This is a genomic window from Eubacterium ramulus (genome assembly GCF_045002895.1).
Classification (GTDB): domain Bacteria; phylum Bacillota; class Clostridia; order Lachnospirales; family Lachnospiraceae; genus Eubacterium_I; species Eubacterium_I ramulus.
Genome location: NZ_CP173382.1, coordinates 837,355 through 848,977, shown reverse-complemented (window position 1 = coordinate 848,977; position 11,623 = coordinate 837,355). Strand labels below are relative to the sequence as shown.

The 11,623-nt window shown below is 45.8% G+C and carries 6 protein-coding genes; all 6 read right to left on the bottom strand.

Going from position 1 to position 11,623, the window contains the following annotated elements; all coding sequences use genetic code 11:
* Positions 1 to 25: 25 nt before the first annotated feature.
* Positions 26 to 289, bottom strand: coding sequence for a hypothetical protein (locus tag ACIRUQ_RS03830; RefSeq protein ID WP_022035797.1), 264 nt, complete (start codon positions 287 to 289; stop codon positions 26 to 28).
* 104 nt (positions 290 to 393) lie between these two features.
* Complete coding sequence (locus ACIRUQ_RS03825) at positions 394 to 954, bottom strand: nucleoside triphosphate pyrophosphatase (protein ID WP_055289019.1); 561 nt, start codon at positions 952 to 954, stop codon at positions 394 to 396.
* Between the two features lie 34 nt (positions 955 to 988).
* Positions 989 to 4,567, bottom strand: coding sequence for a helicase-exonuclease AddAB subunit AddA (gene addA / locus ACIRUQ_RS03820; RefSeq protein WP_055288998.1), 3,579 nt, complete (start codon positions 4,565 to 4,567; stop codon positions 989 to 991).
* Positions 4,557 to 8,000: a helicase-exonuclease AddAB subunit AddB gene (addB, locus tag ACIRUQ_RS03815; RefSeq protein WP_055289000.1), complete on the bottom strand. Its 3,444-nt coding sequence runs from the start codon at positions 7,998 to 8,000 to the stop codon at positions 4,557 to 4,559. The genes addA and addB overlap by 11 nt, the downstream gene beginning before the upstream one ends.
* Before the next feature lie 225 nt (positions 8,001 to 8,225).
* Positions 8,226 to 10,394, bottom strand: coding sequence for a 1,3-beta-galactosyl-N-acetylhexosamine phosphorylase (gnpA, locus tag ACIRUQ_RS03810; RefSeq protein WP_055289002.1), 2,169 nt, complete (start codon positions 10,392 to 10,394; stop codon positions 8,226 to 8,228).
* A 332-nt stretch (positions 10,395 to 10,726) separates the two neighbouring features.
* On the bottom strand, positions 10,727 to 11,557 hold the full coding sequence (locus ACIRUQ_RS03805; RefSeq protein ID WP_055289021.1) for an undecaprenyl-diphosphate phosphatase: 831 nt from the start codon (positions 11,555 to 11,557) through the stop codon (positions 10,727 to 10,729).
* Positions 11,558 to 11,623 lie beyond the last annotated feature (66 nt).

The window sequence follows — 11,623 nt, the reverse complement described above, 5'->3', positions numbered from 1 at the left end:
GCTCATTCTGCGTTCAGAATGTTTTTCAGGCATCCACCACCAGATATCGTCCATCCGGAAGCTTGAATACTTCATCCGCCTGCTCCAGCTCTTCTTTGCTCATACCGGAGATATCAGCTCCGGTCTCGTCAAAATATTCCCGTACTTCTTTCATATTTTTGCAAACAGCAGCCATACACATATCCAGAAAATCTTCTGCTTCCTCCGGTGTCTCTGCTACTTTCTCCGGAAATAATTTTAACTGATCTCTCAAAAATGTCTCAATACACACTTTGTCATATTCGCTCATTGTCTTTCTCCATTCACTTTAATTTAAGAATGTCCACTGCATTGTTTTTAATATACCATTTATCGCTTTTTCCCGCAACAACTGATGCAAGAATTGCCTTGCCATTATTTCTGTAATTCATGATACAGACGTGCAATTGGCAGTCCCACCACGTTATTGTAATCACCGTGAATTTCACGGACGTACAGACCACCGATGCCCTGAATTCCATAAGAACCGGCCTTGTCCATCGGTTCCCCGGTAGCCACATATTTTGCTATTTCTTCTTCCGTCATCGGATAAAAAACCACATCCGTTTTTTCGTAAAAGCAACGGATTTCTTCGCTGCCATTTTCTTTTTTCCAGATGCATACACCGGTGTATACCTGATGACGATGATTCTGAAGCATGCCAAGCATCCGCTTTGCATCTTCCTCATCCTTTGGTTTTCCCAGAATCTTCTGGTCATATACCACGATGGTATCTGCGCCAAGGATCCATGCGTCACCTTCTGTCTTTCCTGCAATATCTGCCGCTTTCTGCTGTGCCAGCTGCATAACCGCAAGCTCCGGCAAATGCTCCGTGATTTTTTCTTCTCCCTGTGACGGGCATACTTCAAATTCTACGCCCAATTGAGCCAACAGTTCCCGGCGTCTCGGGGAAGCAGATGCTAAAATGATTCTCATTTCTTTTTTCTCCAGTTCTTTCATATTTGTCCATTTACTGTATTACAATTTCTTCTGCCAGTGCAAAGGAATAGATCAATATTTCTTTTATGGTTTTTCCAGCCCCAAAACGATTCAGCGCATCCGCATACAGTTCCAGCTGCTTCTTATAGCGGCGGATCAGTTCTTCAGAATTATCTACCCGATCTGTCTTATAATCCAAAAGCACGATTCCGTCTTCCTCTTCCCAGAACACATCAATGATACCCTGTACAAGCACTTCTTCCTCTGGTTTGCTCTCTTCCCAGACAAGCTGTGCCGGAATCGACATAACAAATGGTTTTTCCCGTTCCAGCATACCGGCCTGCGCCGCGCTTCGCATCCGTTTTGCTGTATCAGTTTGCAAAAAGTCCCGAAGCTGTTTCCAGTTCAACCGTTTGGCGTCTGCTTCCGTCATCCGTCCCAGCGTACACAGACGGTCGATCTGGGTTTTCACATAATGCAGCCCCTGTTTCTCTGATACAAACTCCGGAAGTGCCGCGAAATCCAGGCATTCCAGAAAACGATGTACCATAGTTCCGTACAATGCACCGGCATTTTCTGATGCCTCCTGCACAAACCTTGGCAGATATGGCGTCGGTATCTCCTGTGGAAACAATGGTTCCGCCGTGTTCAGCCTCTGCTCTGCCTCCTCACTGCGCTCCTCCATGGCACGATGCTTCAGTTCGGACACAGATACTTTCTGCTTGTGCGTACCCATATCACGCCATGCATATTTCCAGGAAAATTTCTCTGTCAGTTCTTCTGTCTCTGCTTCGGATACATGCTGCAGTGCTTCCAGAATATTCCGGTGCTGTACCGCAGTATCCTGCAGCTGGCGCTGCTGTTCCGCCAACATCTGTTCCTCGTCCCAGATTGTATAATCATAGTTTTTATTTTCCAATCCAAGCACCGGAAGCACCCAGTCCCAGTAACATCCCGCATCATACCGGTCAGAAAACGGTACTTTCTGTGTTCTGTCATATCCGGTAAACTGCCCTTCCTCCGGCAGCCTGCAGCTTCCCGCCAGAATCAGTTTCTCCTTTGCACGGGTCAGTGCCACATACAGCACACGCAGTTCCTCTCCCAGATTTTCCCGCTTTGCTTCCATGGAAAAAATCTGATGAATCAGCGTATTCGCTTTCGTCCGTTTCCCACAGTCAAACCATTTCAGGCCGATACCGAACTCCGGATGGAAGATCATGCTGCTGTTCAGATCCTGTTCATTGAACGATTTTCCCATGCCACATACAAATACAACCGGAAACTCCAGTCCCTTACTTTTGTGAATACTCATCAGCCGCACGGCATTTTCCTGTTCACTGATGATCTCAGCCTCGCCGTAATCAATATCATATTTCATTAGCCGGTCAATGTAGCGGATAAAATGGAACAGTCCATGATAGCTGGTCTGTTCGTAAGCTACTGCTTTTTCCATCAGCATATCCAGATTCGCCCGGCGCTGTTCTCCCGCCGGAAGTGCCGTCACATAGTTGCGGTAACCGCTCTCATCGAGAATTTCCTGCAGAAGACGGTGGATCGGTGTATACGGAATCCGCCGCCGATACTGCTGCAGCATTTCATAAAAACGTGCTACTTTCTCCGCCAGTTCTGCCTTGGCTGACTCATCGGAAACATACTGCTGCACACACTGAAAGAACGGCAGCCCCGGATCGGCAGCTCGCAGCTGTGCCATTTCATCTGATGTGAATTTTCCAAAATAAGACTTCATCACCGCAGCCAGGGGGATATCCTGGCTGGGATTGTCCAACACCCGGAGCAAAGATAACACGGTCTGTACTTCCGATGCAGAAAAATAGCCGGTTTTCGATGATACGATCAGCGGGATTCCCTCCTGCTCAAACACGTTCTGATAAACTTCTGCCCAACCGGACATGGAACGTAGCAAAATCACAATGTCTTTTAATTCCAGTCCCGGAATCTGCTGAGCATCGATCATCTGACGGATACGTCCTGCCACTGCTAAAGCTTCCTGCTCCCGACGTTCTGCACTGCTGCCATCCATCGGCACAAGAAGCAGCTCCGGTTTGCAGCATTCCGGCTTTTCATATTCCGGGAATACTGCTCCGGCATACAGCGCAGCTTCCGCATCATAACCTACATTTCCGATATCCTGACCCATTAACGGATAAAAAATATCATTGACCGCATCCACCACTTCACGTCTGCTTCGGAAGTTCCGATGCAGGTCAATGCGTTGCCGGCTGCTCTCCTCCACGGAAAAATGCTGATACTTCTCCATAAAGAGTTCCGGCCGGGCCAGACGGAAGCGGTAAATACTCTGCTTGACATCACCTACCATAAACAGATTTTCCCTGCCGTTTTTCACACCGGAGACTGCCGTCAGAAGTGTTTCCTGCACATAATTGCTGTCCTGGTATTCATCGATCATAACTTCCTGATACTGCTGCTGATACTCCAATGCTGTTTCTGTTAGTTCCTTCGTCACCGGATCTACCAGAACCCGCAGGGCATAGTGCTCCACATCGGAAAAATCCAGCATATTTTTCTGCTGTTTCTCCAGCGCAAACCGCTTTGCAAAAGCCTGTGTCACAAGCACAAGCATCCGCACCATCCCGGAAGTCTGGTTCAATCGCTGCAGCTGTGTCTCCAGCGGTGAGGCAAATATTGTTTTTTTCCATTTCACGATCTGGTCCTTTATCCGGTCCCTTCCGGACTTCACGGCATCCTTTTTCTGTTCACTGCCTTCATACTTTTTCGCCCGGCCAATGTTTTTGAAATTTATCCCATTAATTGCCTCCTGCCACTGCGAAAAATGCTCACACTCCTGCAGGGCATACAGCTGATACAGATCATCCTGAACAGATGCTTCATACATATAGGGTCCATCCACGTCCCGGGTCAGATCCAGCAGATGCTCCTGTGCACGGATCAGATCTCCAACCCGCACTTTCATATAGGAAAGAAAATCCTGCATCCATGCCTTTTGCTCCAGTGCTTCCTCATCTGCCGCCTCATACTGCTGCATACAAGATTCCAGCCATTCCGCCGGCCATGGATAACTCTCGGAATAATCAAATAATTTCAGCACCATTTCTTTGATCTGCAGATCATTTTTTGCCTGAGAATAGCTGTCCGCAAACCGCAGAAATTCCGGATCTGCTTTTTCGTAAAACTCCTCCAGAACTGCCTCGCAGACATCTTCCCGCAGCAATTTCAGTTCTCCTTCGTCAGCGATACGAAAACCCGGTTCCAGATCGATCTTGTGAAAATGATCCCGCAAAATCCGGATACAGAAGCTGTCAATGGTGGTGATCTGTGCATTGTGCACCAGTGTCAGCTGTCGCTGCAGATGCTGGTTATAAGGATCTTTCTCTAATGCCGCCTCAATGGCAGCGCCCACACGTTCCCGCATTTCCGCAGCCGCTGCATTGGTAAACGTCACCACCAGTAAACGGTCAATATCCAGCGGATGCACTTCATCCGTCACCATAGAAATAATGCGCTGCACCAGTACCGCAGTCTTTCCGGAACCGGCGGCCGCAGACACCAGAAGGCTCCGGTTTCTGAGTTGAATCACTTTTTCCTGTTCTTCCGTCCATTTAACACTCATCGGAATCGCCTCCTTCCCGGTAGATATTCGCCCACACTTCATCCGTAGATAATTTTTTATTTTTCCGAAACGTATATCCTTCCACTTTTGGATCAAAACCACACACACTGTGATACGGGCAGTGATCACATCCGGTTTTGCTTTCCATCTGATATGGCCGGATATCGATATCTCCCTTCAGGATTTGCTCCGCTGCCCCACAGATTTTTCGATTAACAAAAGCTGTCAGCGCCGTAAAATCCACCGGAGCGGCACCGGAGGTTCCCCGCTTGCTGACACTTCCGTCTTTGTTCAATGTCAGGGGAATGACTTCCGATTTTCCCTGAAGTCCCACATCCATCTGCTCATATGCTTCCCGCTCCAGACTGACCAGACCGTTCAGGCGCAGTTCACCCAGGATATGCTCCATGATTTTTTCCTCATCCTCACCGTCCGCTTCCACCATCGGATCATCCATCCGATAGTAAAAAATTCCGGCCGGAACGATTGCTTTTCCCGGATGCTCCTTTTTCAGCTGTGCCATTGCTGCATTCAGATATACCACAAGCTGTAACTGCTGACCATAATACAGATTCAGCAACTGAAACGTCGTCTTTCCGGATTTATAATCAATGATACGAACATACACGGCCTCTTCTGTCTCCCGGGTGTCCATACGGTCAATTTTCCCTACCAGACGCATTTTATGCTCTTCATCCAGTATCATATTCTGTACATTCAGTTCATTTACCTGCATAAAATCCACTTCATACCCTGCAGGTTGAAAGGTTCCATGCCGGATCTGCTCCGTCAGTGCCCAGATACTGCGCTTCATGATACGATAAATCCGTTCCAGCACATACGCACTTCTGGCTGATTCCAGCAGAGATTCATTCGGCATAGACAATACGGCATCCTGCATGGCTGCCTTCAGCAATTCTTCCTGCTGTGTCTCCGTGACAGAATACCAGTCATAGGATTTTTCCAGATTTTCACAGTAGCGCTGCAGGATTTCATGGAACATACTGCCCATATCCAGTGCCGCAAAACTGTAAGTTTCACGTTCTGAAAGCTTTAGTCCATATTCCAGAAAATGTGCATACGCACAGCGGGCAAACAGTTCCAGTCGAGTCACTGAATTTGTCAGAATCGTACCGTAAAGCTGTCGCGCAGTCTCTACGGCCAGCTGTTCCCCGGTAAACTTTGAAAAAGCTGCCGCAAACAGTTCCTGCACCACCGGTTCCCACACCTTGGAATTCTTCAGATAGTGATGCAGTGCTTTCCACGCTTCCGTCACCTCGCCATCTCTGGCTGCCGTCAGTCCCGTCAGATACGCATCCAGACTGCTCTTCGCTGTCAGTGGTTCAAAGGCTGTTCCTGCCTCAATCTCCTGCACCTGCAGACCGGCAAAAAGTTTCTGCAGCGTCCCAATCAGATAAGAAGGTCGTGCTGCCTTCTGCTTTGCATCCATCCGGGCATACGTCAGGTACAGTGCCTCCGATGGCTTTGTCATATTCAGATATAGATAAAACCGCTGCAAAAAAGACTGCTCCCTTGCAGTAGGAGACAACTGCAGTTTCTGCTCTTCGATCAGTTCCCGGTCATATTGAGACAAAATACCGCCGTTTGCCGTACTTTTCGGAATCATACCGTCATTGACGCCCAGGAAAAACAACACCTTGATTCCCTCCAGACGGGTTCGTTCAATATCACCCAGGATCACACAGTCTGCTCCCGGCGGAATCGCACCGACTTTTGCCGACGCAAACCCTTCTTCCAGAACATCTGCATAATCCCGGACGGAAAGTATTTCTTCTCCCAGCAGAGCCACCAGTTTGTCCAGCAGATCCACCACAATCTTGTAAATCTGACGGTATTGAGATGCCAGGAGTTCCTCTCCGGCTTCCTCAAAAGCCTCCTGTGCCTGATGAATCTGCTCCTCCAGTTGCAGTTCTGTCAAAAATTCATACAGGCCACGGGTCAGTTCCGCCACAGTTTGCTCCTGTCCTGATGCAATCTCATAAAAAGGCGCTATCTGTTTCCAGAATCTTTCCCTCAGCTGATCAGCCCGCGCCAGTTCCTGCTGCAGCACATCTTCCTCCACGCGGATCCTGCCGGTGTGACGCATGGGTTTCAGGAATTTTTTCTTCCAACGGGAAGCTCCCCGGATTCCCCTGGCCAGCACATAGTTTTCCAGAAAATCTATATCTGCTTCTGCAAATCCGGACAGACCGGTACGCAAAAAACGAAACACACTTTCATAGGAAAAATCTTTTTCTACAATCTCCAATACCGCACGGATCAGTTCAATGCAGGGATGATACAGAATCGATGACTTCATATCCACAAAATACGGAATGTCATACAGGGAAAAAACGGACTGTGCATATTTTTCATAACATTCCACATCGCCGCATACAATGGCACACTCGCCATAACGATAACCCTGGCTGCGCATCTGTTCCGAAATCTTCCACGCTGCAAACTGTAATTCCTCCCGGGGGGTCGCCAGGGAATAAATCTGCAATTCCTTCTGACAGTCTCCTGCATATTGCTGCGCTTTCACCCGGAACAGATTCTGCTCCAGATGCTGCAGCACCGGCGTCTGTGCCAGACGACTCTGTTTTCCCGGTTCCAGAAAAACTGCTTCTTCCAACGGAAACTGTTCTTCTCTGGCCGCCCGCAGCAGTGCAGCTGTCATTTTCCGGCTCATATAAAACAGATCCTGCATGCCGCAGTCCGCCAGCGGATCTTCCCGTACATCCAGTGTCACCGTCACATACATATCTTTCACCACATGCATACAGCGATGCAGCAGCTTCATCTGTACCGGTGTAAATCCAGTAAACCCGTCAAAGGCAAAGACAGCCCCCTTTAAAAGCTGTGATTCCTCTGCCGCATCAGCCAGAACATCTAACACACGTTCTGCGGTCACATACTGCCCCCGCAGATATTCCTCAAAAGCTGCATACATCGTATGCACATCTGACAGTTTGTAATACAAATTGGATTCCGGTTTCAGATGTCCAAGGAAATCCTCCAGTTCCTCCACGGAAATATCATACTGCATCAGCTCGGAGATCATGGATTTCAACTCATTAATATACCCCATCTTCCGGATATTTCCACGCAGCACGGTCAGATCCTTTCCCTTTTCTTCTGCAATTTTACGCAGCACCAGGCTTTTTCCTGTTTCTTCCATAACTGTATTCTGAATGCCAAGTTCATCAAAAATACGGTACGCCAGACGTTCAAAACTGACTACATCAATATTGACAATGACATGATTCTGTGACCGTCGCACCAGTTCCCGCTGCGCTTGCATCGTAAACTGTTCCGGCACGATAACATAAAAATTACGTCTGCGGTCTGCCTGCGCCATCTGAATGACTTTTTCATAAATATAGGTTGATTTTCCACTGCCAGAATTTCCGTAAATCAGTTGTAATGCCATAAATTATGCTCCTGTTCCTGTAAAAAAATGTACTCCCACTTGTAGTTCGCTTTTTAATCACGAAAAATGGAATCTCTTCTCGACTGAGATATAAATGTCTGCATAGATGGATATATGGTACCATGTTTCCCTGTTTTAGGCAAGAAAACGGGAGCGCATAAAAGAAGGCGACAGCTAAAAAGCCATCGCCTTCTGTATAGACTATAATTGCAGATCAATCACACTTTAAATCTCATACCATTTAATTTCATTTGCGTCCAAATGAAGTTCAAAACTGCTTCCATCTCCACGGTATACAACAGTATCCTGTGGCTCATATGTATTATTTACCACACAGTATTTACCGTTTGCCACATACGCATGTACATCCACATTGAAGTTTTCAGAGTACCATTTTCTTAAGTTTGCTTCATCATGGCAGCTGTACATTACGCTTCGATGGAGAATTCGTGCATTTTCGAAAGAATACGGAAGACCGCTGATATAAACGGAACGTCCTTTTCCAAACTCATGCACTGCCATCTGAACTTCTTTGTCACGCTGAACCAGAATCTCTGTATCTTCGCGTGCAAACATGTTCTTCTTGCCTTCACCGAAATCCACATCTTTTGTGCAGTCCTGTAAAATGAAATGCTCCGGATGATTCTCCCAGTTATATTTGTCATAATTTAAGGTAAATCCGGTTTCTTTCTCCACGCCGATCACATTGCCAAGCTGAATGTATCTGCCCTGATGCTGATGACCGGTCGGCTCACCGACACCGATAAATCCGCCTCCGTTGTATACAAATCTCTGGATTGCTTCCACGATCTGCGGATCTTCCCACTCATAACCACCGGTATGTGCGGTATCACCGTCACCAACATTGATAACTACATCAATGTCATTTAAAATATCTGCATTTGCACGAATGTCATCAAAACTGATGAATTTTACATCATACGGTGCACCACTTAATGCCTCGATCACACCTGCGTAGCTATAATTCTGTTTCTGATACAGTGCATGATGTACCATGTGACAACCCCAGGAACGCATTTTACCCCAGCTGTTCAATACAGCCACAGTCTTTACGCAGTATGGTGTAGTACCTTTTGCATTTTCATACAGTAAACGGAACTCATCGCAAACGCTCTCGATATAATCAACGAAATCCGGGAATTCGCAGGCAAGTTTTAAATATCCGCCGTATCCGATACGATCGATCGGTTTACGAAGAATTGCTCTTCTGGCTGTTACCCAGTTTTCTTTTGCTTCTTTTACCGGATCTCCACCTTCATGGAAAGTATCTGGGAAGAAATATGGTAAAAATCTTCCTTCTCTGTATTTTACACCTTCCACATCACTGATCAGACGCAGTGTAGAACCATTTCCTACACTTCCTACCAGTGCATCCAGTCCGATGGTTTTGAACTCATCCATAAACGGCTCTGTTCCGATCCAGTGATCACCAAGGAACATCATCGCTTCTTTGCCTTCCTCATGGGTAATGTCTACCATTTCTTTTGCAAGTTTTGCAACTTCACGGCGCTGGAAAGCCTGGAAATCTTTGAACTCTTTGGATGGGATACGATACTGGTTATTGAAATATCCCTGATCAATGATATATTCCGGACGGAATTTGTAGCCAACTTCTTTTTCAAACTGATCCAGAATGTATGGACTTACACTGGCTGAATAACCATACCAGTCAACATATTTTTCTCTCGCCAGTTCATCAAAAACAAGTGTAAACTGATGGAAAAATGTTGTATAGCGGATAACATTTACATGTGGATTTGCCTTGCAGAATTTCCGCAGACGCTCCATACTGAATTTGTGAGTCTTTGGCTGACGCACATCAAAAGTAATCTGATGCTCTACATCTTTCCAGTCATTGACAACGGCATTGTACATATGTACCGGATCCCACATGATATAAGCCAGAAAACTTACGGTGTAATCATGGAACGGAATGGCCGGAGCAATGGTCACATCTCCTGTCTCTTCGGAATAAGACCAGTCATCGCAGCTTACCACTTCACCGGTTGTACGGTCAACAACTTCCCACCAGCGTCTGATGTCATCATGGCTGTTTACTTTCAGCATTTCCGGATAAATTCCGCTCATCAGATGAATGGAAAGTGTATCAGATTCTGCAGTATAGAACTTTGTCATAATATAGCACTGCTGAATCTCATCCGGATTTGCTTTCGCCCACTCATTGTCCTTTCTTGTTGTATAATAAGTAGAATATACTTTCGCATCTACATCCTTTAATCCTTCCGGATAATCAGTTCCATCGCAATCACGAATGGCATCTGCACCCCAGCGTTTCATCAGTTCCAGAGTCTCCGGAACGACATCAATGTCTGTCGGGATTGTTACACGACCTGTCAGTTTCTGATCTCCCATCTTAATTTTCCTCCTCATGAATTTGATGTACCCTCGTGCTCCTTCAAAATACGTCTTTCAAAAGGTTCAGAAGTACAATTTTGTCAGTTATTCTTACAGACTGACTAACTGTATTCATTGTAGCATTAAAATAATTATATTACATCTGGTATTTGTACAAAAAAGTTTTAAAAACTTGTAAAAAAAAGAAGTCTTTTATGATTCATATTATGATGTTGGGGGCAAAAGATGCCATACGAAAGGCAGAGTCAAATTTGTTCCGGTCGCTGATAATCGCTTCCTGAGAAAACTTTGACTCTGCCTTCCTTTTTAATATTTATCTGGTTACAAATTTATCTGGTTGCAAGAAAATATCCGATAACCGCAATACCAAGTATGATGCGGTACCATCCAAATACTTTGAAGTCATGTTTCTTAATGTAGGACATCAGGAACTTGATTGCAATAATGGAAAGTACAAACGCTACGATCATACCAATTGCAAGTAATGCAACTTCTGCAGAATTAAATCCACCACTGTATTTCAGAATCTTGATCGCACTTCCGCCAAACATGGCCGGCACTGCAAGAAAGAACGTAAATTCTGCTGCAGCGGTTCTGGAAATACCAAGCATCAGGGAACCAACGATGGTAGAACCGGAACGGGATGTTCCCGGAAAAATTGCGGCGATCATCTGGAACACACCGATCAAAAATGCCTGACCATAGGAAATATCATCTATCGAATCTACTCTTGCGACTTTGTTTTTATTCGCACGCTCTACAAGGATAAATACAATACCTACTAAAATCAGCATGATCGCTACGGTCTGGTAATTGTAAAAAAGTTTGGTAAACACGTCATCCCAGAGGATTCCAACCACACCGGCAGGAATAGATGCCACAATGATTTTTACCCACATCTTACATTTTCTGCGGCTGATATGTAAGCCATGCTTTGTAGACAGCGGAATCAGCTTATTCCAGTAAATAACTACTACCGCAAGAATTGCACCCAGCTGGATCACTACCAGAAACAAATCCAGAAATTCTTTGCTTACATTTAATTTTACAAATTCATCAAGCAAGATCATATGGCCGGTACTACTGATTGGAAGCCACTCTGTAATACCTTCCACAACACCAAATAAAATCGCTTTTAATACTTCGATCATTGTTAACATGTCAAAAAATCCTTTCATAATTTATTAACTACTTAATTTTTATGCCTAGAAGATTCTAACATGCTT

What these genes read in the sequence shown, in the direction of transcription:
- ACIRUQ_RS03805 (WP_055289021.1), bottom strand. Translation starts at nt 11,557, where the DNA reads ATGTTAACAATGATCGAAGTATTAAAAGCGATTTTATTTGGTGTTGTG.
- ACIRUQ_RS03825 (WP_055289019.1), bottom strand. Translation starts at nt 954, where the DNA reads ATGAGAATCATTTTAGCATCTGCTTCCCCGAGACGCCGGGAACTGTTG.
- ACIRUQ_RS03830 (WP_022035797.1), bottom strand. Translation starts at nt 289, where the DNA reads ATGAGCGAATATGACAAAGTGTGTATTGAGACATTTTTGAGAGATCAG.
- gnpA (WP_055289002.1), bottom strand. Translation starts at nt 10,394, where the DNA reads ATGGGAGATCAGAAACTGACAGGTCGTGTAACAATCCCGACAGACATT.
- addA (WP_055288998.1), bottom strand. Translation starts at nt 4,567, where the DNA reads ATGAGTGTTAAATGGACGGAAGAACAGGAAAAAGTGATTCAACTCAGA.
- addB (WP_055289000.1), bottom strand. Translation starts at nt 8,000, where the DNA reads ATGGCATTACAACTGATTTACGGAAATTCTGGCAGTGGAAAATCAACC.